Raw genomic sequence first — 26,152 nt, 5'->3', positions numbered from 1 at the left:
AAGCCCCCGCCCCAAGGCGGGGGCATTCTGTTTGTCGGATCTTTTTTACGACACCTGCTGGACACCGACGTCTTGCACAAAAAAACGGGCCCCGAAGGGCCCGTCCTGTTGTCACCACTCGCGACGATACGTCGCTCGCGATATCAGTTGTCGAGCACGACCTTGAGCTCGTAGTTGTTGGGGCCGTCCTGGGCGTTGCCGAACTTCTGACCGGCGACCCGGATATGGTACATGCCCGGGTCCAGCTGGGTGGTCAGATCGACGTTGCCGTTGAAGCCCTGGCCTTCGCCCTCGGCGACGATACGCCCGGAGGAATCGGCCACCTCCATGGTCAGGCGATAGGTGTCTTCGTCGCCCGGCGGGAAGGTCGAGGTGGTGATGCGCACACTGCTCGGCTCGGCCACGTTGAAGCTCAGTACCTCACCGCGAGCGCGAATCTTGACGTCGGTCTTGACGCTCTGCACCTGACGCTCATCCGGGTTATCGCTGCGTGCTGCGCTACCGCTGACGCTGGCCGCCGCGCCAGCGCCGGCGGCTGCACCTGCTGTGGCACCGGCCGCCGAGGAGGAACCCGCCACCCCGGCCGTGGACGCCGTGGTGGCCGCCGAGGCACCAGCGCTTGAGGCCACTTCGCCTGCTGCCGCTGCGGAGGAGGCAGACGCAGAAGTCGCTGCTGCGCTGGAGGACTGGGCTGCGGCAGACTGAGTCGCGGCGGCCCCGGAGGCACCGGATTGACTACCCAAGGTGACCACGGCGTCACGACTGGTAACAAAGGCGCTCTGGCTTCCGTCACGATCCGAGCCCACGAACTGCAGACCCGTGCCATCATCCACCTCGATACGATTGCCGCGATCATCGAGACCCACCACGGCGATGCTGTAGCCGTCGCCGGCGCGGCCGCGTCGGCCAAAGCGGGTGCCCTTGACCTGCAGCTCGTACATGCCAGGCGTCAGGCGACTCTCCAACTGGAGACCGCCGTCCTGACCGTAGCCCTCGCCCCGAGCGATCACGTTGCCGGCATCATCCATCAGCACCGCATCGATCTGGTAGCTGTCTTCGTAGCCTGCGCTGACGCGGCTCTCGAAGCGGTAGACGCCTTCTTCTTCCACCTCGAAGTCGTGGGCATGGGGGGATCCGAACATGAAGCTCTGGCTGCGGGCGTCACTCTCCGGCTTGAAGAAGCCGGTCAGATCGAGCTGGCGGTTTTCCTCGCGAAAGCGCTCGGTCATGGCACTGTCGGAAGCCTGTACGGTGGTACCTGCAAGGGCAACACCAAGCGCCAGCAGCGCCGCGGGTAGGGTGACGTCTTTCATGGATCCTCACATGCTTGCCGATTGAGAGCAGAAAAAAAGCCGATCCCGGAGGATCGGCTTTCGTTTATAGCGTTCCAACGCTAGGGGGTCAAACCTGTCGGATTAGAACAGGTAGGTCAGACCCACGGCGTAGCCGTCACCTTGGTCGTTGTCACGGTCACGCACGGCGCCTTCCACGTAGGTGTACATGGCGTCGGAGATGTTGTAGGTCACACCGGCAACAACCTCGTTGACGTTGTCGTCGTCGTTCTCGTCATCGTTGGCGCTGTCGAAGTCGCTGAAGCCGCTGCCACCGAAGTCGATGTACTGGTAGGAGCCGTAGACGTCACCCATGCCGTTCAGGTAGCCGTAACGGGCACCGATGGCGTAGTAGTCAGCGTCCTTCAGGAAGTCGTTGTCAGACTCGAAGCGCTCGTACTTGACGGCGACGCGCAGGCTGTCCCACTGGTACTGCATGGTGACACCGTACTGGTCGCCCAGATCTTCGTCATCGATGGTGACGTTTTTCTGAGTGGTGGTCACAGTGCCGTCAGCAGCCACGTCAGTGGAGAGGTAGCTGACAGACTGGTCTTCGATGTCGTAGATGCCCAGGTCGTCGTAGACACCGGCGACAGAGAAGCCGCCGATGGTGTACTTCAGACCACCGAAGATGGAGGCTTCGCCACCGTCGGTCAGGTTTTCGTTCTCGGCGTCACCCTTGTACTGGGTACCCAGAGCGAACTGGAAGCCGCCCCAGACCGGAGAGGTGTAGGTGATCTTGTCGCCTTCGGGATCGCCGGCAACAACGCTGGCGTCATCGGCGTCTTCACCCGGAGCACCCTTGAAGGTGTTGGAGTCGGAGACGTCGAAGTATTCGTTGTTGGAGATCGGATCCTGGATCCAGTCGTCCAGCAGGGAGTCATAGGAACCGATGCGCGCGTCACCGAAGTTGCCCTTCAGGCCGATGTAGGCGGTGTCGCCTGCATCACGACCAGCAACCTTCATTTCGTCGGCCTTGAAGTCGTCGATTTCGATCTTGGCGTAGCCGATCAGACCGTTGTAGATGACGTGCTCAGCGGCGAAGCCGAAGGTAGAACCGTTGTCGGCAATCTCGTCACGGGAGTGACCGTCTTCGTCCTTCACCCCGGCGTAGACAATCTGGACGTTGCCGTAGATGTCGAGTTTGGTGCCGTCCTGGTTGTAGACGGTGGCAGCCTGGGCGCCTGCAGCGGTAAAGGCGGCAGCACCGGCGATGGCAGTCGCTAACAGTGTCTTTTTCATTGCTGAGTTCCTTTTGACTAGCTTGCTGTTTCGATCGTTGCTGCGCTTGGCAGCCTTGGCTTGCCGGTCATTGCCGGCTCGTTTTTCTGGCCTTGTGGTTCCTGGCAGGGAACCGAGGCAGCGAGCCTGACAGCGGCGAAGCCTTGTTATAGTCCAATGCTCGCAAGGGCAACCATATACCGGGATTCTCAGGAGCGCAACAAGAAAAAAACACTGTTTTCGTTCCCGCTGCCCCTCGATTCGACACCGATCCCTGCGAAGGCGCCGCCAGCGCTGGAACCGGAAAACCGACTTAACGAACATTGTTCGCTAACCTCGTACCGATTCTGCATAGAATGCTGCGCCGGGCATGGCGACTACATCATGCCCCGCTGATGTGACGCTTTCAAGTCAGCTGGGTTGAACACTGTCGACAGTCGTCAACGGCGGCGGCGGCCCATAAGGACCGCACAATTGAGGGCCGCACATCAGGACCAGGCATAAAGCGCCCAGACAACGACCACACCCAGGGAGCGCGGTCAGTGACTACCATTGTGGCGGGCCATCAGGGCGTCGAGTTTGCGCTGCAGACGCGATTCCTCGCTGTCGTGGCCATGAGGCTGGTGCCTGGAATCGTTCTGTGGCTGGTGGAGATGCGGGGCGTGCCCCTGTGACATCGCCGTGCGGCTGCTCTGTTCACTCTCGGCTTCCCGATGGGGCTGCGGGTCGGCCTTTGATGCGCCCTGGGGTTGTTTGCCCTTGCCTGCGCCAGCGCGCCGCCGGCCCTGGCCGCTGCGCCGCTGCGACACCTTGCCGCGCCCTTGCTGCTCCGCCTGCAGGCGGTCCAGCTTGCGCTTGGCGTGTTCGGCGGCCTGGGCATCGACCTCCCCGACCAGCGCGCCCTGGAGGTCGATGCGCTCGGCGCCTTCCCTGACCGACTTGAGATACCGCGGCAGGTTGACGTAGCAGGCCAGGGCCCGCCGCACCAGCTTCTCGGGCCAGGGCTCGCTGGCCGCCAGGTCCTCGTGGATGCCCACCTTCAAGGGACGGGTGTGGCCCTTGAAGAAGGTCTTGTCATAACGCCGGTACCACTCACCCAACAGCGCCTGGGGAGACGGCGCCTTGTCGATGGCCAGATCCCCCTGGCGGCCAGCCTCGTCGGAGGCCGTCGCTTCGGATGTATCACCCTGGAGGTCAGCGTCCCTGGAAGGCGCCCCTTGGCTTTGTTGGCTTGACTGCGACCGAGAGGCGTCGGATGACATCGTCGCGTCAGTGGACGGGGCCGGGGACGCCTCGCTGGCCGTTACAGCCGAAGCGACCTCGCCGGCCGGCTCGCCATCTCGCTCAGCATCCTGGTCAGAGGCTTGCTCAGGGGCTTGCTCAGGAGACTGGGCACGGGACTGGTCAGGCGCTTGCTCACCGCTGTGCTCGGCAGATGTCTTGTCGGCTTGCTCGGTTTGCTCAACGGCTGTATGAGCCGCTGTCTGGTCAGACGCCTGGTCGGCTGCTTGTTCAGTCGTCCGATCGTCTGTCTCGTCGGCTGACTGATCACCACTGGCATGACGCGGGCGATGCTGCATCAGGGCGGCCAGGCCCTGGGCACGTCGCTTGGGGCGAATAAAGGCGGGGGACTGAGGCTCGGCCTCGGGATGCTCGACGCGCTCACGCAGCCTGGCATTGTGGGCCTCGAGTTCGCGATTCTGTTCGTCGAGTTCGCGATTTTCCTCGGTCAGTTCGCTATTTTCTTCAAACAGCGCCTGGCGCTCGGCGCGCAGTGCCTCAAGCTCCGTCTCGAGCTGACCGCTGCGCTCGACGGCGCTGCCAAGCTGCGACTCGAGCTCACGCTGACGTTCTCGGGCGGCGGTCAATTCGGCGTTCAGCTCAGCGCTCAACCGCTCTCGTTCGGACGCCAGCCGTTCGCACTCATCCATCAAGCGCTGGCGCTCGTCGGCCATCCGCTGGTGCTCGCTGGACAGCTGCCGCTCGCGCCGACGCCCCTCACGCAGTCCGTCCAATAGCGTCGCCGTGCGTTGCTCGAGCGCCTCCAACGGGTGTTCTGCGTGTGTCTCGATCACGTCGACTCCTCCAGGCTCAGCAAAATGCCGCGTTGCAGGGGTGACTCCGGTCACGCCCCGCTGTTGTCAGGGTTGTCGCCACAGTCTGTGCCAGGGCTTGCGATGTCGCAATTGTCGCCGCTCGGCGACGCTCATTGTGTCACCAGCAAGACGCCAATTTCGTCCCGTGGCATTACCGCAAATCCGCAACCACGCAAGCGGCGGTTCAGCTCTCGGCTGAACGCTCGTAGCGAACGAAACGGTAGGCGGGCTGGCCTTCGCTCGGCGAGCCGGCTTCGCTGGCGACTTCCTGCCAGTCGCCCCCAAGCGCCGGGAAGTGGGCGTCACCTTCGATATCGACATCCACCTCGGTGAGATAGAGCCGCGATGCAATCGGCATGGCCTGGGCGTAGATCTGAGCCCCGCCCATGACCATGATCTCTTCGGCGGCCTCGATGGTGGCCTGACGGTCGGCCAGTTCGATGGCGCTTGCCAGGTCGTGACAGACCCTGACGCCGTCGTGATGAAAGGAGGTGTCACGGGTGACCACGATATTCAGCCGGTTAGGCAGCGGACGGCCGATGGACTCGAAGGTCTTGCGTCCCATCACCAGGGGCTTGGCCTGGGTCATGCGCTTGAAGAACTTGAGGTCCTCCGGCAGGTACCAGGGCAGCTGGTTGTCGACCCCGATGACCCGGTTACGCGACATGGCGGCGATCATCGCCACCGGCACGAAGGTGTCGAGCCTCGCCAGATCCTGGCCTTCGCTCGCATTGTCGGCGCTGCTCATACCGCTACCTCGGCCTTGATATGGGGATGGGGTTCATAGTCGTGGATGCTGATGTGCTCGAAACGGAAGTCGAACAGGTTATCCACCGACGGCTCCAGCTCCAGGCGAGGCGCCCGGGTGGGCGTTCGACTCAGCTGCAACTCGGCCTGTTCGAGATGGTTCAGATAAAGGTGAGCATCCCCCAGGGTGTGAACGAAATCACCGGGGGCAAGACCCGCCACCTGGGCGATCATCCGAGTGAGCAGCGCGTAGCTTGCGATATTGAAGGGAACGCCGAGGAAGATATCGGCACTGCGCTGATATAGCTGGCAGGACAGCTTGCCGTCGGCCACGTAGAACTGGAACAGACAATGACAGGGAGGCAGTGCCATCTCGTCTACCAGCGCCGGGTTCCAGGCGGACACGATCAGCCGCCGTGAGCGCGGGTTGGTGGCAAGCTGGTCGAGCAGTGTCTCGATCTGATCGACGCTACCACCGCGAGGATCCGGCCAGCTACGCCACTGATAGCCATAGACAGGGCCGAGGTCGCCGTTCTCGTCGGCCCATTCGTCCCAGATACGCACGCCGTTTTCCTTGAGGTAGGCGATATTGGTATCACCCTTCAGAAACCACAGAAGCTCATGGATGATCGAACGCAGATGCAGCTTCTTGGTGGTCACCAGCGGAAAGCCGCGGGACAGATCGAAGCGCATCTGATGACCAAAGATCGAGCGTGTGCCCACGCCGGTGCGGTCGTCACGCTCGATACCTTCGTCCAGCACCTTGCGCATCAAATCCAGATACGGCTGCTCCAGGGCGGGAAGGTCGGTGGCTTCGGCAGCGCTATCAACAGGCATCGGGATTCACTCGCTTGGTCGTGACGGATTCGGGACGGTTTCTCGAAACCAGAAAAACCGGCAATTGTACTGCTCGGCATGCTTCGATGCCAGACGCGGCCAGCTTGGCGCGGCCAGCTTGGCGCGGCCACCGGGGCCCGGCCTGCGTGACGCAGCCTCTCGGGCGTGACCAACCGGGCCCGGCCAAGGCGGCCGCATCATGCATCGGCGGATCGTCAGCGCCTAGCCGGCCGCAGGCACCTTGCTGGCATCCACCGGCTGGCGGCGAGACCAGGCCACCAACAGCACGCCGAACAGGATCATCGGCAGGCTAAGCAGCATGCCCATGGTGACCCAGCCCAGGGCAATGAAGCCAAGCTGCGGGTCCGGCTGACGCACGAACTCCACGGCGAAGCGACTCAAGCCGTAGATCAACAGGAACAGACCAGAGACCAGGCCGCGACGTCGCGGTGTGCTCGACACCCACCACAGCACCACGAACAGTACCAGGCCTTCGAGCAGCGCCTCGTACAGCGAGGAAGGATGACGCGGCTCGGGGCCGTAGCCAGGGAACGGCATGCCCCAGGGAAGGTCAGTGACGCGGCCCGGCAGTTCGTGATTGATGAAGTTACCGATACGCCCGGCCCCCAGGCCGATCGGCACCAGCGGCGCGACGAAGTCGGTCAGGGTGAAGAACGCCAGGTTCTTGCGCCGGGCGAACAGCAAGGCCGCCAGCAAGACCCCGAGCAGGCCGCCATGGAAGCTCATGCCCCCGTCCCACACCTTGACGATCCACAGCGGGTCCGCGAGCCACTGATCCAGCCCGTAGAACAGCGCGTAGCCAAGGCGTCCGCCGAGCACCACGCCGAGGGCTGCGTAGAACAGCAGGTCGCCCACGTCGTCCCGGGTCAGGCCGATGCGGTGAGCGCGCCGACAGCCCAACCACCAGGCAGCGACAAAGCCCACCACGTACATCAGTCCATACCAGTGGACCTGGAGCGGACCCAGCGAGATGGCAACGGGATCGATCTGGGGATAAGACAGCATAGTCGGTAGATTTCCTGAAAGTGACCGAGGTGACCAGAGAGTAACGTAGCGCTATACGAGCGGATGACCGCCAGAAAAACGCCACAGCGGCAATAGGACAGCAAGCGGCGGCGACGGTTCGCTACAGCAGGAAGCCGAGCCCCACCACCGTCAGCAACAGCGCGAACGACAGCTTGAGCACCCGAGCGGGCAACCGATGCGCCAGTCGCACACCAAGCCGCGCACAGGGAACGCTGGTCAGGGCAATCCCCAAAAGCGCCGGCAGCATGACAAAACCGAAGGCGCCATCGGGCAGTCGCGGATCACCAAGGCCCACGGCGATGAAGGTCACGGCGCCGACCAGGGCGATGGGCAGTCCGCAGGCCGCCGAGGTACCGACCGCCTGGGTCATGCTGGCACCGCAGCGAATCAGCCAGGGAACGCTCAGTGTCCCCCCACCGATACCGAACAGGGCGGAGACACCTCCGATGACACCGCCGGCGACGACCATGCTGCCACGCCCGGGGGCCTGACGCCCCGCCTTGGGCGAGCGCCCCAGCACCAGCTTGGCGGCGACCAGCAGCAGAAAGACGCCGAACAGCGTGCCGAGCAATCCCCCGGACAGGGCGCCGGCGACGAACACCCCGAGCACGGCGCCCATCACCAGCCCCGGCAGCAGCGCTACCAGCCAGTCACGCCGAATGCTGCCCCGGCGAAAGTGGCCCCAGGCGGACGAAGCGCCGGTGATCACGATAGTCGCAAGCGAGGTCCCCACCGCCAGATGCATGGCCACCTCGCCGGACACCTGTTGCAGCGCGAATACCGTCATCAGGCTGGGCACGATGATCAGCCCGCCACCCACGCCGTAGAGTCCGGCCAGGAAGCCCGCCGCGGTACCGAGCGCCAGATAGGAGACCAGGGACGCCAGCATCAGACCGACCTCATCGACAGCGGCAGCCAGTGATCGAGCAGTTCGAGCAGCGCCTGGGGACGATAGGGCTTGGCCAGCCAGGCGTCCATGCCGGCCTGCTGAAAGCGCGCCTGGTCCTGGTCGCTGGCATTGGCGGTCAAGGCGATCACCACCGCACGCGGGCGGCCCGAGTCCGCAGCCTCCATCGCGCGTAGACGACGGCAGGTCTCGACGCCGTCGATATCCGGCAGCACGATATCCATCAGCACCAGATCGACGGCAACCGCCGCCAGCCGCTCCAGCGCTTCCTCTCCGCGGGTCGCGGTCACCACCTCGACACCTCGGCGCTCGAGAACCTCCCGCGCCAGCATCAGGTTGACCGGACCATCGTCGACGATCAGCACCCTGGGGGTCACTTCGTCGGCCGATGCCTCGGAAGGCTCTGCCACAGGCGCCGTGTCGGCGCCGTCCTCGAGGTTGTCGAGCAACAACCGTATATCGCTCAGTCGGCGTAACGCCTCGGGCTCGGCGCCGTCTCCGGCCCGGTTGATCAGCTGATCGAGCTCGGCGATCAAGGGCGCCAATGCCTTGCCGACGTGGCTCAGGTAGCTCGACTTCAGACGCGACTCTTCTCTGGCGCGGGACAGCGCCGCGGCCAGGCGCCGGCTTTCGTGCTCCCAGTCGCTGGGCTCGCCCAGCGAATCCGGCGTGTTCTCTGCTCGGCTATCTGCTCGGCTATCTACTCCGATATCTCCTCTGACTTCCCCCTGGCTTTCGAGCCAAACCGCATCACTGCTCTCTACGTCAGGCGGACTGCCGCGCCGTCTTTGGCCTGCCTTCGGTCGAGCGTCGATGGCCTCGAGCAGCCTCCTGACTCGCTCCATCAGCGAGTCTTCCGGCGAGGGTGCTTCGTGCCGCCCATCGAGTTGTGGCGACAACTGGCTCTCGACCCGTTCGAGCAGGCTGTCGAAGTCACGCTGAGCGCGGGATAGGCGATGCTTGAGCAGCACCAGGAAAACGAGGATGTTGAGCGTGGTGCCCACCAGCAACCCCATGACGATCCACAGGGTGGTACTCCAGCCGGCGGCGGCGGGCATCAGCCAGTGCAGCGAGGCGCCCAGCACCAGACACAGCGCCAGCAGCACCCCCTGGGCGGCTACCACTGGCCACAGGATGGGAATCACCAGCCTGCGCCAAAAGCGATCCCTGCTATCGTCGCCTTCCATCTTCCATCCTGTTGAATGAAGAAGCCAAGAGTGTACGTTGCCGGCCGCAGCCTGTCATGGTGGCACAGTTGTAGGCTCGCCCCGGATTCCCCTGGGCAGAAAATCCGGCTACGCTGCGCCCATGTGCCTGATTGCCTTTCACTTCGCCCCGGACAGTGCGCGGCCGATCACCTTGATCGCCAACCGCGACGAGGTCCACGCGCGCCCCACCGCGCCCCTGGCCGCCTGGCCGGACGCCCCGGGACTGGTCGCCGGTCGCGACCTCGAGGCCGGCGGGACCTGGCTCGGCATCCATCGTCGCGGCCGCTTCGCCGCCATCACCAATGTTCGCGACCCGGAACTGATACCTCCGCAACCGAGCGAAAGCCGCGGCCTGCTGGTGCGCCGTGGCCTTGAAACCGATGACCTCGAAGCCTGGCTCGAATGCCAGAGTGCGGGCGAGGCATTGCGCTACGGTGGCTTCAATCTGCTGATCGGCGACGGCAAGCGGCTGTGGCACCTCGAGCGGCATCGCCACGGCTGCGCACTGCAGGCGGTCGAGGCCGGAGTGCACGGCCTGTCCAACGCCTCTCTGGATACCCCCTGGCCCAAGCTGGTCCAGGTGCGCAACGCCCTGGCCGAAGACATCGCCGAGGCCAGACACGCCTCCCTGGCAAACGCCCGCCAGGGCTTCCTCGACCGCCACCCGGTGCCGGACGCTAGCCTGCCGGACACCGGCGTGGGGCTGGAGCTCGAACGCTTCCTGTCACCGGCCTTTATCGTCGGCGACGACTACGGCACCCGTGCCACCAGCGAGTTGACGCTGCACCGCGACGTGAACGGCGAGCGTTTCGACATCTCGGAACGGCGCTTTGGCCCGGGCGGGCGGCCTCAGGGCGAGACCCGGCTGGCGCTGACCATCGAACGAGACGGCTGAAGCGTCGCTGGCCACGCTGCGAGATGCCAAGGCGCGCGGCCTTCCTTGACGGCCGTTGCCTCGCTCAATCCCTGGGCGGCAGCAGATGGGCCAGCTGCCAGGCCTGCATGCGGCTCGCCAGGTGGGCGCGCACCTCCGCTGGCGTATCCAGCGCAAGGGTCTGCTCCACCAGCTCGGCTGCCGCCTCCCGCGATACCCGGCGAATGGCCGCCCGCACGCGGGGCAGGTTGGGGCCATTCATCGACAGCACCCGGAAGCCCATGCCCATCAGCAGCAGCGCACCTGCCGGGTCGCCGGCGAGTTCGCCACACACCGAGGTCGGCACATTCAGCTCGCTGCTCTCGGCGGCCAGGCGATGCAGCGCCGACAGCACCGCCGGGTGACAGGAATCGTAGAGGTCAGCGACCCGCGGGTTGTTGCGATCCACCGCCAGCAGGTACTGGGTCAGGTCGTTGCTGCCCACGGAGAAAAAGTCGACCCGCGCCGCCAGTGCCTTGAGCTGGTAGAGCGTCGCCGGCACCTCGAGCATCACCCCGAGGCGCGGCCGGCGCACGTCCACCCCCTCTTCGCCCAGCTCGATGATCGCCCGCTCGATCAGCTTCAGGGTGTCATCGACTTCATCGACGTTGGTCACCATGGGCAGCAGCAGCTCGAGGTTGTCGAGCCCCTGGGAGGCCCGGAGCATGGCGCGCAGCTGTACCATCAGCACTTCGGGGTGATCCAGGGTGACGCGAATACCGCGCCAGCCGAGGAAGGGGTTGGCCTCCTCGATGGGGAAGTACGGCAGGTCCTTGTCGCCACCGATATCCAGGGTCCGCATCACCACCGGAAGCGGGGCAAAGCTCTCGAGTTGCTCCCTGTACAGCCGGGTCTGCTCCTGCTCGCCGGGGAAACGTTCGGTGATCATGAACGGTACTTCGGTGCGATACAGCCCAACCCCGCCGATACGCGTCTTGAGCGATGCAACCGTATCGACGGTCAGCCCGGTATTGACCATCAGCGTCATGGCGTGACCGTCCGGCGTCACGCTGGGCAGGTCCTGCTCGTGTTCGAGCAGCGCCGCCAGGGCCTTCTCCTCGTCGATCTGGCTCTGGTAATGGGCCACCAGCTCCGGACCAGGGCGCACGAACACGCGCCCTCGGTGACCGTCCAGCACCAGCGGGGCACCGTCGAGTCGCGGCAACGGCAGGTCGATCATCCCCGACACCAGCGGAATCCCCATGGCACGGGCGATGATGGCCACGTGGGAGTTGCTCGACCCGCGTACCGAGATCAGTCCGCCAAGTCGGTCCCGGGGCACCTCGCCAAGCAGCGCGACGCTGATCTCGTCACCGATCAGGATGGCCCCCTGGGGGTAGTGTTCGGGCAACCGCGGCGACTCTTCCTGCAGATGGGCCAGCACTCGACGTCCAAGATCGCGCACGTCGGCGGCACGCTCTCTCAGGTAATCGTCGTCCACCCTCTCCAGATACTGCACATGGCGGCGCACCACGTCGGCCAGGGCGCCGGGCGCCCACTGGCCCTCGCGGATACGCTTTTCGACTTCCTGGGACAGGGCCGCCTCACCGAGCATCTGCTGATAGACGTCGAACAGCGCCAGCTCCTGGGCCGAGATACGATTGGCCAGCCGCTCGCCGGCGGCACGAATCTCTTCGCGCACCCGGGCGATGGCGTCCTTGAGTCGCGCGATCTCGAACTCGACGTCGGTGGGCACCAGATCCGGCACGCTGTCGAGATCGGCCGGCGGTGACAGCACCACCGCTTCGCCGATGGCCATGCCGGGTGAGGCGGCGACCCCGATGAAGGTCGCCTGGACACCGGGAAAGGCCGGGCAGGTCAACCCACCGGTAGCCAGCGCATGGGCCAGCACCCCGGCAAGCTGGGCGCCCATGGTGACCAGGAAGGCCTCGTCGGATTCATCGTAACGACGACGCTCTGCCTGTTGCACCACCAGCACACCGAGCATGCGGCGCTGATGGATGATGGGCACACCGAGAAAGCTCGAGTAGCGCTCTTCACCGGTGGCCTCGAAATAACGGAAACTGGGGTGAGCCTGGGCGTCCTCCAGGTTGAGCGGTTCCTCGCGGCGGGCCACGGTGCCGACCAGCCCCTCCCCTACCGGCAGAGCCACCTGGCCCACCGCCTGGGTTCTCAGGCCGATGGTCTCCATCAGCACCAGCGCATCGCGTTCGCCGTCAAACAGGTAGAACGAACAGACATCGGTCTGCATCGCCTTGCGTGTCCGGCGCACCAGGGTCGCCAGCGCCGCGTCCAGGCTGCGCGCGCTGTTGACCTCCTGAATGATTCGTTGCAGGACCTTGAGCATGGAAAGGTCTCACCCCTGTTCTTGTACTGGTCCGGCCATGGGGCGACCGAACGATAAGTGGGAGGCAGCAACGCCACCGGCCTCTCGCCGACGTGGCTGATGTGCTGCCGCGGGCGCTGGATTCATCCCTTCTCCAGCGCCAGGCTCTGGGCGCGAGGCAATAGCTCACGTAGTGCTCGGCGGTAGACCTCCCTCTTGAACGGTACCACCTGCCCCAGCGGATACCAGTAACTGACCCAACGCCAGCCATCGAACTCGGGCTTGGGGGTGCCATCCACACAGATGCGGCTTTCCTGGCAGCGGATCCGCAGCAGGAACCACTTCTGTTTCTGTCCTATGCACACTGGGCGCGAATGTGTGCGAACCATGCGTCGCGGCAGGCGGTAGCGTAGCCACCCCCTGGTGCAGGCCAGTACCTCCACATCCTCGGCGGTCAGGCCGATTTCTTCGTGGAGCTCTCTGAACAAAGCCTGCTGGGGCGTCTCATCTGACTTGATGCCTCCCTGGGGAAATTGCCACGCGTTCTGCCCTACCCGACGCGCCCATAGCAGCTGCCCCTGGTCGTTGACGATGATGATGCCAACGTTGGGGCGAAAGCCGTCTGCGTCGATCACGGGCTTCACCTTTCCAATCGGTATTGACTGCATTCTTCCACAATGGCTCGAAGCGCATCAATACGACATCTCGAACCCCTGCCGAGGTTCTGACATAATCGCCCCCTTTGTGGCCTTCCCGGGCCAGGGGCCCATGGGCATGACGTACGCCTGTTGCTGGCCACTCCGACACAGATCGCCGGGCCGGGAGGTCGCCTCACCCAAGCGCCGGGAGACACACCTTGAGTCTGGCCATCTTCGATTTGGACAATACCCTGCTGTCGATCGACAGCGACCATGCCTGGGGCGAATTCCTGCTCGAGCAGGGCGCCGTGGACGCGGTGGCCTATCGCGAGGCCAATGACCGCTTCAAGGCCGACTACGACGCCGGTCGTCTCGACATGATGGCCTTCCTGGAGGTGGCCCTGAAGCCACTGGCGGACAATTCCATGGAACAGCTCGCCGCCTGGCACCAGCAGTTCATGGCCAGCAAGATCGAGCCCGCCATCCTGCCCCAGGCCGAGGAACTGATCGCCCGCCACCGCGCGCGGGGCGACACCCTGCTGATCATCACCGCCACCAATCGCTTCATCACTGGCCCCATCGCCGAACGTCTGGGCATCGATGACCTGATCGCCGTGGAACCGGAGCTCGTCGATGGCCGCTACACCGGCCGGGTCAGCGGCGTGCCGAGCTTTCAGCAGGGCAAGGTGACCCGCCTCGAACAGTGGCTTTCTGAGCGCGACGACACCCTCGACGGCGCCTGGTTCTACAGCGACTCCCACAACGACCTGCCGCTGCTCGAGCAGGTCGATCATCCGGTCGCGGTGGACCCGGACCCGGCCCTGCGCGAAGTCGCCGAGGCCAAGGGCTGGAAGATCATCTCCCTGCGCGGTTGAGCCAAGCGCGGTTGTGCCAAGCCCCCTCGCCCGACGCCGACGCCATCCACAAAAGAACCCCGCCACAATGTGGCGGGGTTCTTCGTTGGCACGATGACCACTGGTCGACGTGCAGGCGATGCTCTGCAAGGCCCTGTCGGGCCTTGCGAGACCGATATCAGCCCAGCAGGTGCTCGACCGCAGCGCGCTCTTCGCGCAGCTCGTCTTCGGTCGCCTTCATCTTGGTGCGGCTGAACTCGTCGACCTCGAGGCCCTGGACGATCTCGTACTTGCCGTCCTTGCACACCACCGGGTAGGAATACATGATGCCCGGCTCGACGCCGTAGCTGCCGTCGGCAGGAATGCCCATGCTGACGATGCCGTCGCTGCCCAGCGCCCAATCACGCATGTGATCGATGGCGGCGGATGCGGCGGAGGCAGCGGAGGATGCACCACGCGCCTTGATGATGGCGGCGCCACGCTGCTGCACGGTCGGGATGAAGTCGTTTTCGTACCAGTCGCGCTCGACCAGGTCGAAGGCCGGCTTGCCGTCCACCTTGCAGTGGGACAGATCCGGGTACTGGGTCGCGCTGTGGTTGCCCCAGACGATCATGCTGTCGACGTCGGTGACGTGCTTGCCGGCCTTCTGCGCCAGCTGGGTCTTGGCCCGGTTGTGGTCCAGACGCATCATCGCGGTGAACTGACCGGCGTCGAGGTCCGGCGCGTTGCAGGAGGCGATCAGGGCGTTGGTGTTGGCCGGGTTGCCCACCACCAGCACGCGAACGTCACGGCTGGCGTTGTCGTTGATGGCCTTGCCCTGGGCGGAGAAGATGGCGGCGTTGGCCTCGAGCAGGTCCTTGCGCTCCATGCCCGGACCGCGCGGACGGGCACCCACCAGCAGGGCGAAGTCGGCGTCCTTGAAGGCCACGTTGGCATCGTCGGTGGCGACGATGTCCTGAACCAGCGGGAAGGCGCAGTCGTTGAGCTCCATCACCACGCCATTCAGCGCTTCCATGGCCGGAGTGATCTCGAGCAGCTGCAGGATGACCGGCTGGTCCGGGCCCAGCATGTCGCCGGCGGCGATACGGAAGGCGAGAGAGTAGCTGATCTGACCGGCGGCACCGGTGATGGCAATACGTACGGGGTCTTTCATCATGGCTCCTTGGGATTGTCGCCGTGAAGGGGCCCGGGCGGCATCATGCAGACGTCGGCCGACACCTTGGCTGCCTCGGGCGGCGTTCAGGACGCGGAAAATCTTATGCTTGCAGTGCACAAAACTCAATTGGCCCGACGCAATTGACCTGGCTTCGCACCGCCGACCTGGGCTGTCGCCAGGCACGTCCGCCTGGACGATCTGACGTGGCGGCCCCTCAAGCGCCAGATCCAGAAGTGTCGGAACTGTCGGATCTTCGAGTATCGGGAGCGGGCGAAATCGGCGGCCTGGTGCGAACGACGCCGCCAAAGCCTTCGGTGTTATCGAAGGCGATCAAGGCACCGCGCTGGCCTTGCACGCTCACTCACCCTCTCACTCACCCTCTCACTCACCCTCTAACTCACTGTCCGCCCTCACGGTCCGCCCTCACTGCCCTCCTTCACTCTCCCGCACTTCCGGCACCCCCTGTCAGGAGATGCCTTCGGCGGGAGCGTGCTCGTCGTGGAGCCGTGCAATCAGCTGATCTTCCAGGCCGAAGCGCTCCGACAGGCCCTTCTTCAGACGCTCGAGCCAGGCCGGCAAACGCGGCAGAAAGCGTTGGCAGCGCACCGGAGTAGAGTAGTCCTCGTCGAAGGACAGCACCAGTTCGGTGGACATCTCGAGGCGTTCCAGCAGACGATCGGCGATATTCAGTGCCGCCGTGTCATCGAAGGCACGCGCCTCTTCCCTCAGTTGCGGATAGACCTCGAAATGGCCGGCGCTGATGTAGTCCATCAGCGTCTCGCTGAAGGTGTCGATGCGTTCCTTGGTGATGGTTTCCAGATCCGCATCGCATGACTGTTCGAGCTCATTCAAGACAACGAGCAGACCCTCGCGCTGCTCGAGCCAGCGGTCGATCAGTCGATGGACGCCTCCCCAGCGTTCGCGAGCGGTCTTGCAATCTTCCAACATGGCGGCCTCCCTAGCACTGCCTCACCCCGAATCCAGGCGGATGAACAGACTCCCTCGTGCCGCCGCCCCTGTCAACGAATGCATGCCAAGTACCTGATTGGCCGTCATCACCGACAGCAAAACGGCGCAGAGAACGCCTCTACCGCCAAGCTTCAGCCGTTCCAGCGATAGCCGCTGGTCGTGGCCCGCAGCGTCGTGAGCATGCCCACCGGCACCGCCAGCAGTACCACAAAGCCGATCAACGTCCAGCCTGGCAGCGACAGCCCGAGCAGGGTAGCGCCGACCTCGGCGCACTCGCCGGAGCCGGACAACACCGAGGCGATGACCTTCTGTAGCGGCAGCACATCGATCATGTAGTCGAGACCAGGGCCACAGCTCGGCACCTGATCCGCCGGCAGCGACTGCAGCCACAGATGACGCCCGGCAACAGCGATCCCGGACAGCACCGCCAGGGTCGCCAGACCGCTGTAGGCCACTGTGGCGAATGCACCACGAGGTCCATGCAGCGCAGCCACGGCAAACACCAGCCCCGCCGCGATCACCGCCACCCGCTGAAACACACAAAGCGGACAGGGCTCGAGCCCGACCAGGTGTTCAAGCCCCAGGGCCACGGCCATCATTGCCACGCAAAAGCCCAGTCCCGCCAGGCTCCACTGCCGCAGGCTCCACTCGCTCATTTCAGGCTCTCTCCGCTATGGGTCGGTTGATCCGTGGGTGCCAACGCCCGAGTCTCCCGGGCTCGGCTGAAATAGTCGCTCAGGAACTGAGCAAAATCGCTGGTGTCGGACGCCTCGATCTCTCGCTGCTGCTGATGAGAGGTCTCGACCAGGTCTTCCAGCATGGACGCACGACACCGATTGAGCGGCTCGTCAGCCAGCGCAGCGGCCTGCTCACGGGCGATGGCGACCATGGCCTCCACAAACTCCTCACCGTTGTCCTCGAGGCGCGCCAGCACGCGAGCAGAAGGCGTCAGCGACGGATCATCGATGCGCGGCGCGATCGCGTCCACCGCCTGCTGGTGGGGACTGCCATCCTCGAGCTGGTCGAGCAGCGCGGCGACCTCGCGCATCTCGGCGACGATGGCACGACTCCAGTCGACCAGACCGCGGCGGTTGCCTCGGTCATTGAGCTCGAGCCCTGGCTCGCGACCGCGCTCCACCACCAGGCGACGATTGTCGTCCAGGTGGTCACACTCCTCGTCGGAGATCCAGGGACTGTCGGACAGCAGACACCACACCAGGAAGGTGTCGAGAAAGCGTGTCTGGGCGGCATCGATCCCCAGGGTAGCGAAGGGATCGATATCCAGACAGCGGACCTCGATGTACTCGACACCGCGGGCCTCGAGGGCCTGGCTCGGTGTCTCGTCGTGACGGGTGACCCGCTTGGGACGGATATCGCTGTAGTACTCGTTCTCGATCTGCAGGATGTTGGCGTTGAGCTGACGCCAGCTATCGCCATCACGCACACCCAACGCCTCGTAGTCCGGCCAGCCGGTGGCGATGGCATGGCGCAGGGTGTTGACGTAATTCGACAACGAATTGAAGCAGATCTTGAGCTGATCCTGCACCTTGTTCTGGTAGCCCAGATCGGACATCCGCAAGCTGGTCGCATAGCGAGATACCAGGGTGCGCTCGCCGAGGCGTTCCAGACCCTCAGGAATCTCGCCGTCATCCAGAAAGCTGTCGTCGATGGCGGGCGATGCTCCGAACAGATACAGCAGCAGCCAGCTATGGCGCCGGAAGTTGCGGATCAGCCCGAAGTAGCGCGACGAGCGATACTCGCCCATGGACACCTGCTCCTGCTCGTCCAGGGTCTGCAGCAGCGTCCACAGGTCGTCGGGCAGCGACACGTTGTAGTGGATGCCGGCGATCGACTGCATGATCCGCCCGTAGCGAGCGTCCAGGCCGCGACGATAGACATGCTTCATGGTGCCGACATTGGAGCTCCCGTAGTCGGCGATGGGCACGCTGTCGTTGCCATTGAGCCGGGAAGGCATGCTGGCCGGCCAGATCCACTCTCCGTCCAGATGGCGATAGGTGTAGCGATGGAGATCGGCCAGAAATTCCAGCGCCTCGTCGGGACGGCTGTAGACCGGCGTGATGTACTCCAGCAGCGCCTCGGAGTAGTCCGTGGTGATATGGGGGTGGGTCAGTTTGGAGCCCAGCGCCCGGGGATGGAAGGTCGCCGCGATCACGCCGCGGTCGTCGACCCGAAGCCCCTCCTTTTCAATGCCGCGGCGCAGGCGGCCGAAGCGTCGTGCGGCCGCCGGGCCGCGCAGGCGTTCGAGGAGCGAAGAAAGCTGAGTGGACAAGGTGAACACCCCGTGTCGTGGAAGGGCCCGGGGGCCTGCTTCGAATGGCGGCGACGGCAACGGGCGCTCAGGCGCCCGTTGTTTCAGTCGACAGATACGGTCGACAGCGAATGTCGACAGTCGAGATCGCTGGATAAGGTCGACAGATTATGGCGTTCCATTGGCAGGTTTCAAGAACGACCCTGCTTCGCCTTGAGCAGAGCGGCACCCAGAGCGCCCATGGGAGCGGCCTCGTCGCGCCCTCCCTTGCCTGCCTGACCGCGACCCTGCTGGCTCCGAGGGCCCTTGCCCTTGCCACCGCCTTCGCGACGTCTGGGGGCCTGGCGAGCGTCACCTCCGTCGGCGCTGTCGGGAGTATCGTCCATGCGCATGGACAGCCCGATACGCGAGCGCTGCAGATCCACGTTCATCACCTTGACCTTGACGATGTCGCCCGCCTTGACCACGGTGCGTGGATCCTCGACGAAGCGATCCGACAGCGCTGAAATGTGCACAAGACCGTCCTGATGCACACCGATATCGACGAAGGCACCGAAGTGGGTGACATTGGTCACGGTACCTTCCAGCACCATGCCCGGCTCGAGGTCCTTGAGCGTCTCGACGCCCTCGCGGAACTGCGCTGCACGGAACTCGGGACGAGGGTCGCGGCCAGGCTTGTCGAGCTCGGCGATGATATCGCTGACGGTGGGCACCCCGAAGCGCTCGTCGGCAAACTCGCTGGGCTTGAGCGCCTTCAGCGTGGCGCTGTCGCCGATCAGCCCGGACAGCTCGCGCCCGCTGCGCTCGGCGATACGCTCGACCAGTGGATAGGCCTCCGGGTGCACGGCGCTGGCATCCAGCGGATTGGCGCCGTTCATGATGCGCAGGAAGCCGGCGCACTGCTCGAACGTCTTGGGCCCCAGCCGGGACACCTCGAGCAGATCACGGCGATCACGGAAGGCGCCCTTGGCGTTGCGCTGGGTGACGATGTTCTCGGCCAGCCCCGGATTGAGCCCCGCCACCCGCGACAGCAGCGCCGAGGAGGCGGTATTGAGGTCGACCCCCACCGCGTTGACGCAGTCCTCGATGACCACCTCGAGGCTGCGTGACAGCTGGACCTGGGAGACGTCGTGCTGGTACTGGCCGACGCCGATGGACTTGGGTTCGATCTTGACCAGCTCGGCCAGGGGGTCCTGCAGGCGGCGCGCGATCGACACCGCGCCACGAATGGTCACGTCGAGATCAGGCAGCTCACGGGAGGCATATTCTGAGGCAGAGTACACCGAAGCCCCCGCCTCCGAGACCATGACCTTCGACAACCGGGGATCCTTCATCGCCTTGAGCAGATCCCCGGCCAGCCGATCGGTCTCCCGGCTGGCGGTGCCGTTGCCCACGGCGATCAGCTCGACGCCGTGTTTCTTGACCAGTTTCGCCAGTTCGGCAAGCGACGCATCCCACTGATTGCGCGGGGCGTGGGGAAAGATGGTGGCCTGCTCGAGGAACTGCCCGGTGGCATCGACCACCGCCACCTTGCAGCCGGTGCGCAGGCCGGGATCGATGGCCAGCGTGGCCTTGGGGCCGGCCGGCGCCGCCAACAGCAGATCCTTGAGGTTGGCGGCGAAGACGTCGATGGCCTCGCCTTCTGCCCGCTCACGCAGACGCCCCATCAGCTCGGTCTCGAGATGGGTGTAGAGCTTGACCCGCCAGGTCCAGCGCACCACCTCGGCCAGCCAGCGGTCGGCCTTGCGCCCCTCGTCGCGAATCTCGAAGTGACGCGCGATGGCGACCTGGGCTGGGTGAACCGGCGCCTCGTCTTCGCCAGGCAGGCGCAACGCCAGCGCCAGCACACCCTCGTTGCGGCCACGGAACATCGCCAGGGCGCGGTGAGAAGGCACCTTGGCGAGCCGTTCGTCGTGTTCGAAGTAGTCGGAGAACTTGGCGCCTTCCTGCTCCTTGCCGGCGATCACGCGGCTGGACAGCTCGCCCTCGCTCCACAGTCTCTCGCGCAGGCGCCCGACCAGCTCGGGGTCCTCGGCGAAACGCTCCATCAGGATCTGCTTGGCACCATCAAGCGCCGCCTTGGCGTCTTCGATCGCCGGCGTCTCGCCTTCGGCGGGCCGCAGGTAGCCCGCGGCTTCGGTCTCGGGGTCGAGGGTCGGATCGGCCAGCAGCGCGTCGGCCAGCGGCTCGAGACCCGCTTCCCGGGCGATCTGTGCCTTGGTCCGGCGCTTCTTGCGATAGGGCAGGTAGAGGTCTTCCAGGCGCTGCTTGGTATCGGCGGCCTGGATGCTGGCGGCCAGCGAGTCGCTGAGCTTGCCCTGCTCGTCGATGGCCGCAAGCACTGTGGTGCGGCGCTCTTCCAGTTCACGCAGATAGCCCAGGCGCTCTTCCAGGTTGCGCAGCTGGGTATCGTCGAGTCCTCCGGTCACTTCCTTGCGATAGCGCGCAATGAACGGCACCGTCGCGCCGCCATCCAGCAGCTCGACGGTCGCGGAGATCTGAGGGGCCTTGACCGCCAGTTCTTCGGCCAGGCGGGCAATGATCTTGGCTGTAGCGTCCATGAAATCCTTGGCAATACGACGTCTGTGATCCGGCCAAGGTATCACAAAGCGCCCTTTTGCGCCGCCGCCACCCGCTGCCCGGCGTCATCCCCCGGGCAGCTTTTCGTTCAGGCCGGGACGAACTTGAGCGCGACCCCGTTGTTGCACCAGCGCAGACCGGTGGGATCGGGCCCATCCTCGAACACGTGCCCCTGATGACCACCACAGCGAGCGCAGTGATACTCGGTACGCGGCCACAGGATCTTGTAGTCCACACTGGTCAGCAGGTGGCCCTCCACGTGCTCGTAGAAGCTCGGCCAGCCGGTGCCGGAGTCGTACTTCATGGCGCTGGTGAACAACAACAGATCACAACCGGCACAGCGAAATTCACCTTCACGCTTCTCGCCGTCGAGCGGACTGGAGCCTGCCGGCTCGGTCCCTGCCTCGCGCAGCACATCGTACTGGGCTGGGCTCAGGCGCTCACGCCACTCGCTCTCGCTCAATTCCAGCGGCTCGATATCGGGACTTGGCGAAAGCTCCAGCTCCGGGCGGGCATTGGCCACCGCCGGCACCATGCTGGCGAGGCCGCCGAGCCCGAGCAGCGCGAGGAAGTTGCGTCGTTTCATTGTAGAGTCTCCTGCGTCAAGGATTATGCTGGGTCGGTCTGCCCCTCCCCTTCCTTACACTCAATCGTCGCTGTCCGTCCGGACCTTCGCCAACTATCGACGGCAAGGCGCTGGAACAAGAGCAAAAAAAGAGGAGAAGGCCATCGCCTTCTCCTCTTCTCGACCCCTGCCTCGCGGCAAGGTTCAGTCGTTTACTGCCTTGGCAACCCGCAGGTTAAACCAGGCCCGGAGCCGCCTAGACCAGGCTCGGGCCCGCCTTGACGATGGCGTCACTGACGCCGTCGAACTTCTTGGCCGTATGTCAGCCCGACAAACTTGGCCCTCGGCCTGTATCAGGCCCGAAGCCGCCTAGACCAGGCCCGGAGCCGCCTAGACCAGACTCGGGCCCGCCTTGACGATGGCGTCGCTGACGCCGTCGAACTTCTTGAAGTTCTCGACAAACTTGCCCGCCAGTTCGCTGCGCTTGCGATCGTAGGCTGCCTGGTCTTCCCAGGTCTGACGCGGGTCCAGCAGGCTGGAGTCGACGCCGGGCACGGACACCGGCACCGACAGGTTCAGGCCGTCGATGTGGCGGGTTTCCACATCACGCAGCACGCCGGTCTGGATCGCGTGGATGATGGCGCGGGTGGTCGGGATGGAGAAGCGTGAGCCGCCCTCGCCGTAGGCACCGCCGGTCCAGCCGGTGTTGACCAGGTAGACCTGGGCGTCCTTCTCGGCCACGCGCTTGATCAGCAGATCCGCGTACTCGCGGGCCGGGCGCGGGAAGAACGGCGCACCGAAGCAGGTGGAGAAGGTCGCTTCCAGACCGCTGGAAGAGCCCATCTCGGTGGAGCCCACCTTGGCGGTGTAGCCGGACAGGAAGTGATAGGCGGCGGCCTCCTTGGACAGCACCGACACCGGCGGCAGCACGCCACTCATGTCACAGGTCAGAAAGACGATGGCGTTGGGCTCGCCGGCGCGGTTTTCGGCCACACGCTTGTCGACGTGCTCGAGCGGATAGGCGGCGCGGGAATTCTGGGTCAGGCTGTCGTCGGCGTAGTTCGGCTCACGACGATCGTTGAGCACCACGTTCTCGAGCACGGTACCGAACTTGATGGCGTTCCAGATGACCGGCTCGTTCTTTTCCGACAGGTCGATGCACTTGGCGTAGCAGCCACCCTCGAAGTTGAACACGGTACCGACGCCCCAGCCGTGCTCGTCGTCGCCGATCAGGTAGCGACCCGGGTCCGCTGACAAGGTGGTCTTGCCGGTGCCGGACAGGCCGAAGAACAGGGTGGTCTCGCCGTCTTCGCCAACGTTGGCGCTGCAGTGCATGGGCAGCACGTCGGCCTCGGGCAGCAGGAAGTTCTGCACCGAGAACATGGCCTTCTTCATCTCACCGGCGTAACGCATGCCGGCAATCAGCACCCGGCGCTTGGCAAAGTTGATGATCACGCAGCCATCGGAGTTGGTGCCGTCACGGCTCGGCTCACACACGAAGTGCGGGGCATTCTGGATTTCCCACTCGTCCTTGCGTGACGCATTGTAGGCCTCGGGACGCACGAACATGGTGCGGCCAAAGAGGTTGTGCCAGGCAGTCTCGGTGGTCACACGAACCGGCAGGTAGTGGGTCGGATCGCTGCCCACGTGAAGCTCGCTGACATAGCTGTCCTTCTCGCCCAGGTAGCCTTCCACTCGCTCCCACAGTGCATCGAAACGCTCGGCGTCGAAGGGACGGTTGACGCTGCCCCAGTCGATCTGGGCGCTGGTGGACGGTTCGTCGACGATGAACCGGTCCTTGGGGGAGCGCCCGGTACGTTCACCCGTCTTGACCACGAGGGCGCCGTGGGAGGCCAGTCGGCCCTCGCCCTGGGCCACCGCACGCTCGATGAGCTCGGCAGTGCTGAGGTTGACGTGAACGGTAGAAGACTGCGTGGTGGTGGTCATAGGATTCCTGGGCCTTCGGCTTCTCTCTCGTGGACTGGCGCCATCCGACAGGGCGAACGGCGCAAGGGATCCGGCGAGTCGACTACGCGGTTCGACCGTCTTCTTCGACTGACGACGCGTCCGGGATCGGCGGGGATTATGGCAAAAAACCCCGAGACAGGAAATGCCCATTTTTCAAGACGTTATTGTAGTTTAATTACAACATTTCGGCCTTTTTGCTGCATTTCCTGTCATTCCACTACAAACCTGCAACCAACGCCGCAGCCCCGATGACCTCGAGCCTGCCGTTCATGCCAGCGAGACGGCTCGGTCCTGGACGCTGCAACCGCTCAATGCACCGTTGGGCTGCCGTCGCTGGGGTCCTCGATCAAGGCTTCGACATCGGCCGCGGTGAAGGCGTAGCGGGTGTTGCAGAAATGACACTGGGTCTCGACCGTACCTTGCTCCGCGACGATCTGACGCAATTCCTCGTGCCCCAGCGACATCAGTCCCCCGGCGATGCGCGAACGAGAACAAGTACAACCAAAACGCAACGCCTTGGGTTCGAAGGCACGCAATGGCTCCTCATGGAACAGCCGCACCAGCAAAGTTGCCGCATCCAGTTCCAGCAATTCCTGTTCGCTGAGGGTGGCAGCCAAGTGATAGGCGCGATCCCAGGCGTCGTCATCCTGATTGAGCGACTCGTCGGGCAGTCGCTGCAGCAGCAGGCCACCGGCGCTGACACCGTCCGCCGCCAGCCACAGCCGCGTGGGCAGCTGCTCGGACTGGGTGAAGTAGGCTTCCAGGCAACCGGCCAGGCGATCGTGCTCGATGCCGACGATACCCTGATAGCGCCGCCCTTCCCTGGGGTCGAGGGTGATCACGATCTGGCCTTCCCCCACCAGCTCGCGAAAGCCGGCCTCATCGCCGGGCAGTGCCGCATCTTCGGCGAGGCGGGCGATGGCGCGAAGCTCACCACCAGGATTGGACTCCGCCATCATCAGGGAGACGTCACCACTGCCGCGCACCTCGAGGGTCATGGTGCCGTCAAGCTTCACGGTGTCGGTCAACAGAGCCACCGCCGCCAGCAGTTCACCGAGCTGGCGATTGACGGCGGCCGGATACTCGTGACGCTTCAGTACCTCGTCGTAGGCCTCGGACAGGCGGGTGACTTCGCCGCGGACGTTGGTGTCATCGATAATGAATCGCTGGATCTGATCAGCCATGAAAAACGATCTCTGCTGGGCGCGCCCCGGCGGGCGCGCGTCTGACGAAAAGAAGAAGGGTGTTCGACGAGGGCGCTGGGATGAGCGCGACGCGCGCCGTCAGGAGCCGCCCTCGCGCTGGAAGCGCTTGATATCGCGGCGCGCCCGCTTGTCGGGGCGCTTGAGCGGATGTTTGAAGACCTCGTTGGCCTGGCGGCGCTGATCGGCCTCGCGCTCGCGACGTTCGCGACTCTGCTCGGTCTCCTGGTACAGCCGCCGCGCCTCCGGCGCCCCACGACGCTGCTCGCTGACCTCGAGCACCTCGACCTCCCACACATCCCAGCCCTGAGGCGCACGTATCAACATGCCGGGGCTTACCGACTTGCTGGTCTTGGCCCTGGCCCCGTCGACCTCGACCTTGCCACCCTCGATGGCCTTCTTGGCCAGGGCCCGGGTCTTGAAGAATCGTGCCGCCCACAGCCACTTGTCGAGTCTGACGCTATCCACGGGGGGCCTCCGGAGTCTGCGGCGCCGAGGGCATGATATCGGCGAAACGGTCCAGCGCGATAAAGTCCTTGAGCGACTTCTCCGGCCGCCGGCTGTCCGGCTGGCGGATCCCCAGCAGATGGCGAATACCGTACTCGCGAGCGCTTTCGAGCACCGCCGCGTTGTCGTCGATGAACAGGGTCCGCTCGCGGTCGAAGGGTTCGATCTCGTTGAGCGCATGCCAGAACGCCTGTTCTTCCTTGGGCTCACCGATATCGGCAGACGACACGATGGCGTCAAGGTAGTCGTCGAGGCCCGTCAGCGGCAGCTTCAGCGCCAGACTCTCGCGATCGGCGTTGGTCGCCAGCACCACTCGCGGATGGGCGCTCTTGAGCCAGCCCAGAAAGTCCAGAGCATCGCCGCGCAGGCCGATCAGATGCTGGACCTCGCGCTTGAGCGCGACGATATCCACGTCGAGCTCGCGGCTCCAGTAGGCCAGGCTGTACCAGTTGAGAGTGCCCTGCTCCCGGATGATCCGCGCGCGCACCACTTCCTGGGTGGCCTCATCCAGCTTGTGCAGTTCTACGTAGCGGCGAGGCAGATGCTCCAGCCAGAAATGACTGTCGAAGTGCAAGTCCAGCAAGGTGCCGTCCATGTCCAGCAGCACGGTATCGATGGTGTCCCAATCGAGCATTACCTCATCTCCCGCCATCACCGGCTCAATGCTTGTTCCACTGCGCCGGCGAACGTCCGCCGACACCTGAGTAACGTGTTAGTGTACCTCAAAGGCATTCGGGCTCGCAGCCCGGGCGCTTGCGCCTGGTCTCGGCCCGGTGCGGACGGCGGATGTCCCGCGACGCCGCCAACCCCGCCTGCCCCAAGTTCTTTACGCTAGTCATTGCGCTATTCG

At 64.7% G+C, this 26,152-nt stretch carries 22 protein-coding genes; 2 read left to right on the top strand and 20 right to left on the bottom strand.

Going from position 1 to position 26,152, the window contains the following annotated elements; translation table 11 throughout:
* Positions 1–143: 143 nt before the first annotated feature.
* The 8 genes from C9F12_RS05040 to C9F12_RS05005 all read right to left on the bottom strand — a co-directional run bounded on the left by C9F12_RS05040 (position 144) and on the right by C9F12_RS05005 (position 9,373).
* On the bottom strand, positions 144–1,313 hold the full coding sequence (locus C9F12_RS05040) for a hypothetical protein (protein ID WP_045994153.1): 1,170 nt from the start codon (positions 1,311–1,313) through the stop codon (positions 144–146).
* Positions 1,314–1,415: 102 nt separating this feature from the next.
* Positions 1,416–2,573 (bottom strand): porin, encoded by a 1,158-nt coding sequence (locus C9F12_RS05035; RefSeq protein WP_108448165.1) that lies wholly within the window; start codon positions 2,571–2,573, stop codon positions 1,416–1,418.
* Between the two features lie 518 nt (positions 2,574–3,091).
* The gene (locus C9F12_RS22885) at positions 3,092–4,627 is read right to left on the bottom strand and encodes a ProQ/FINO family protein (RefSeq protein ID WP_240184175.1); all 1,536 of its coding nucleotides are present in this window, start codon (positions 4,625–4,627) and stop codon (positions 3,092–3,094) included.
* A gap of 205 nt (positions 4,628–4,832) precedes the next feature.
* Positions 4,833–5,396 carry a dihydrofolate reductase gene (locus C9F12_RS05025; RefSeq protein ID WP_108448164.1) on the bottom strand — a complete coding sequence of 188 codons (564 nt, stop codon included), beginning with the start codon at positions 5,394–5,396 and terminating at the stop codon, positions 4,833–4,835.
* A complete protein-coding gene (locus C9F12_RS05020; protein ID WP_045994149.1) occupies positions 5,393–6,232 on the bottom strand; it encodes a thymidylate synthase in 840 nt (279 codons plus the stop codon). The genes C9F12_RS05025 and C9F12_RS05020 overlap by 4 nt, the downstream gene beginning before the upstream one ends.
* 222 nt (positions 6,233–6,454) lie before the next feature.
* Positions 6,455–7,258, bottom strand: a complete 804-nt coding sequence (gene lgt, locus C9F12_RS05015; RefSeq protein ID WP_108448163.1) for a prolipoprotein diacylglyceryl transferase — start codon at positions 7,256–7,258, stop codon at positions 6,455–6,457.
* Between the two features lie 121 nt (positions 7,259–7,379).
* Positions 7,380–8,168 (bottom strand): sulfite exporter TauE/SafE family protein, encoded by a 789-nt coding sequence (locus C9F12_RS05010; RefSeq protein WP_045994147.1) that lies wholly within the window; start codon positions 8,166–8,168, stop codon positions 7,380–7,382.
* Complete coding sequence (locus C9F12_RS05005; RefSeq protein WP_108448162.1) at positions 8,168–9,373, bottom strand: response regulator; 1,206 nt, start codon at positions 9,371–9,373, stop codon at positions 8,168–8,170. Before C9F12_RS05005 ends, C9F12_RS05010 begins: the two co-directional genes overlap by 1 nt.
* A gap of 121 nt (positions 9,374–9,494) precedes the next feature.
* On the opposite strand from C9F12_RS05005, the gene C9F12_RS05000 reads away from it, so the two are divergent.
* The gene (locus C9F12_RS05000) at positions 9,495–10,289 is read left to right on the top strand and encodes an NRDE family protein (RefSeq protein WP_108448161.1); all 795 of its coding nucleotides are present in this window, start codon (positions 9,495–9,497) and stop codon (positions 10,287–10,289) included.
* A gap of 64 nt (positions 10,290–10,353) precedes the next feature.
* Here C9F12_RS05000 and ptsP read toward each other — a convergent pair whose 3' ends face one another.
* Complete coding sequence (gene ptsP / locus C9F12_RS04995; protein WP_108448160.1) at positions 10,354–12,615, bottom strand: phosphoenolpyruvate--protein phosphotransferase; 2,262 nt, start codon at positions 12,613–12,615, stop codon at positions 10,354–10,356.
* Positions 12,616–12,737: 122 nt separating this feature from the next.
* Positions 12,738–13,229, bottom strand: coding sequence for an RNA pyrophosphohydrolase (locus C9F12_RS04990; protein ID WP_045994143.1), 492 nt, complete (start codon positions 13,227–13,229; stop codon positions 12,738–12,740).
* A 221-nt stretch (positions 13,230–13,450) separates the two neighbouring features.
* Here C9F12_RS04990 and C9F12_RS04985 point away from each other — a divergent pair, with 221 nt between their 5' ends.
* A complete protein-coding gene (locus C9F12_RS04985; protein WP_045994142.1) occupies positions 13,451–14,107 on the top strand; it encodes an HAD family hydrolase in 657 nt (218 codons plus the stop codon).
* Positions 14,108–14,264: 157 nt separating this feature from the next.
* On the opposite strand, the gene C9F12_RS04980 is transcribed toward C9F12_RS04985, so the two are convergent.
* The 10 genes from C9F12_RS04980 to yrfG form a co-directional block, all read right to left on the bottom strand.
* Positions 14,265–15,239: a malate dehydrogenase gene (locus C9F12_RS04980; protein WP_108448159.1), complete on the bottom strand. Its 975-nt coding sequence runs from the start codon at positions 15,237–15,239 to the stop codon at positions 14,265–14,267.
* A gap of 468 nt (positions 15,240–15,707) precedes the next feature.
* Complete coding sequence (gene rsd, locus C9F12_RS04975; protein WP_108448158.1) at positions 15,708–16,190, bottom strand: sigma D regulator; 483 nt, start codon at positions 16,188–16,190, stop codon at positions 15,708–15,710.
* Positions 16,191–16,342: 152 nt separating this feature from the next.
* Entirely contained in the window at positions 16,343–16,867 is a 525-nt protein-coding gene (locus C9F12_RS04970; RefSeq protein ID WP_108448157.1) for a disulfide bond formation protein B, read from the bottom strand.
* Positions 16,864–18,501 (bottom strand): glutamate--cysteine ligase, encoded by a 1,638-nt coding sequence (gene gshA, locus C9F12_RS04965; protein ID WP_108131631.1) that lies wholly within the window; start codon positions 18,499–18,501, stop codon positions 16,864–16,866. Before gshA ends, C9F12_RS04970 begins: the two co-directional genes overlap by 4 nt.
* A gap of 170 nt (positions 18,502–18,671) precedes the next feature.
* On the bottom strand, positions 18,672–21,041 hold the full coding sequence (locus tag C9F12_RS04960) for a Tex family protein (protein ID WP_045994137.1): 2,370 nt from the start codon (positions 21,039–21,041) through the stop codon (positions 18,672–18,674).
* 107 nt (positions 21,042–21,148) lie between these two features.
* Positions 21,149–21,646, bottom strand: coding sequence for a peptide-methionine (R)-S-oxide reductase MsrB (gene msrB, locus C9F12_RS04955; RefSeq protein ID WP_045994136.1), 498 nt, complete (start codon positions 21,644–21,646; stop codon positions 21,149–21,151).
* Positions 21,647–22,015: 369 nt separating this feature from the next.
* Positions 22,016–23,572, bottom strand: coding sequence for a phosphoenolpyruvate carboxykinase (locus C9F12_RS04950; protein WP_045994135.1), 1,557 nt, complete (start codon positions 23,570–23,572; stop codon positions 22,016–22,018).
* Positions 23,573–23,901: 329 nt separating this feature from the next.
* On the bottom strand, positions 23,902–24,777 hold the full coding sequence (hslO, locus tag C9F12_RS04945) for an Hsp33 family molecular chaperone HslO (RefSeq protein WP_108448156.1): 876 nt from the start codon (positions 24,775–24,777) through the stop codon (positions 23,902–23,904).
* 99 nt (positions 24,778–24,876) lie between these two features.
* Positions 24,877–25,263, bottom strand: a complete 387-nt coding sequence (locus tag C9F12_RS04940) for a S4 domain-containing protein (RefSeq protein WP_108131399.1) — start codon at positions 25,261–25,263, stop codon at positions 24,877–24,879.
* Positions 25,256–25,936, bottom strand: a complete 681-nt coding sequence (gene yrfG / locus C9F12_RS04935) for a GMP/IMP nucleotidase (protein ID WP_108131398.1) — start codon at positions 25,934–25,936, stop codon at positions 25,256–25,258. The genes C9F12_RS04940 and yrfG overlap by 8 nt, the downstream gene beginning before the upstream one ends.
* Positions 25,937–26,152: the final 216 nt, after the last annotated feature.

The sequence above is a fragment of the Halomonas sp. BN3-1 genome, assembly GCF_003056325.1.
Taxonomy (GTDB): domain Bacteria; phylum Pseudomonadota; class Gammaproteobacteria; order Pseudomonadales; family Halomonadaceae; genus Halomonas; species Halomonas litopenaei.
This window is presented reverse-complemented; position numbering and strand designations above follow the sequence as displayed.

Excerpts from the sequence above, each read along its gene's own strand:
- C9F12_RS05025 (WP_108448164.1), bottom strand. The coding sequence starts at position 5,396 with ATGAGCAGCGCCGACAATGCGAGCGAAGGCCAGGATCTGGCGAGGCTC.
- C9F12_RS05010 (WP_045994147.1), bottom strand. The coding sequence starts at position 8,168 with ATGCTGGCGTCCCTGGTCTCCTATCTGGCGCTCGGTACCGCGGCGGGC.
- C9F12_RS05035 (WP_108448165.1), bottom strand. The coding sequence starts at position 2,573 with ATGAAAAAGACACTGTTAGCGACTGCCATCGCCGGTGCTGCCGCCTTT.
- rsd (WP_108448158.1), bottom strand. The coding sequence starts at position 16,190 with ATGTTGGAAGATTGCAAGACCGCTCGCGAACGCTGGGGAGGCGTCCAT.
- msrB (WP_045994136.1), bottom strand. The coding sequence starts at position 21,646 with ATGAAACGACGCAACTTCCTCGCGCTGCTCGGGCTCGGCGGCCTCGCC.
- C9F12_RS04970 (WP_108448157.1), bottom strand. The coding sequence starts at position 16,867 with ATGAGCGAGTGGAGCCTGCGGCAGTGGAGCCTGGCGGGACTGGGCTTT.
- lgt (WP_108448163.1), bottom strand. The coding sequence starts at position 7,258 with ATGCTGTCTTATCCCCAGATCGATCCCGTTGCCATCTCGCTGGGTCCG.
- C9F12_RS04960 (WP_045994137.1), bottom strand. The coding sequence starts at position 21,041 with ATGGACGCTACAGCCAAGATCATTGCCCGCCTGGCCGAAGAACTGGCG.
- C9F12_RS04950 (WP_045994135.1), bottom strand. The coding sequence starts at position 23,572 with ATGACCACCACCACGCAGTCTTCTACCGTTCACGTCAACCTCAGCACT.
- C9F12_RS05000 (WP_108448161.1), top strand. The coding sequence starts at position 9,495 with ATGTGCCTGATTGCCTTTCACTTCGCCCCGGACAGTGCGCGGCCGATC.
- C9F12_RS05005 (WP_108448162.1), bottom strand. The coding sequence starts at position 9,373 with ATGGAAGGCGACGATAGCAGGGATCGCTTTTGGCGCAGGCTGGTGATT.
- hslO (WP_108448156.1), bottom strand. The coding sequence starts at position 24,777 with ATGGCTGATCAGATCCAGCGATTCATTATCGATGACACCAACGTCCGC.
- C9F12_RS04980 (WP_108448159.1), bottom strand. The coding sequence starts at position 15,239 with ATGAAAGACCCCGTACGTATTGCCATCACCGGTGCCGCCGGTCAGATC.
- C9F12_RS05020 (WP_045994149.1), bottom strand. The coding sequence starts at position 6,232 with ATGCCTGTTGATAGCGCTGCCGAAGCCACCGACCTTCCCGCCCTGGAG.
- C9F12_RS05040 (WP_045994153.1), bottom strand. The coding sequence starts at position 1,313 with ATGAAAGACGTCACCCTACCCGCGGCGCTGCTGGCGCTTGGTGTTGCC.
- ptsP (WP_108448160.1), bottom strand. The coding sequence starts at position 12,615 with ATGCTCAAGGTCCTGCAACGAATCATTCAGGAGGTCAACAGCGCGCGC.
- yrfG (WP_108131398.1), bottom strand. The coding sequence starts at position 25,936 with ATGCTCGATTGGGACACCATCGATACCGTGCTGCTGGACATGGACGGC.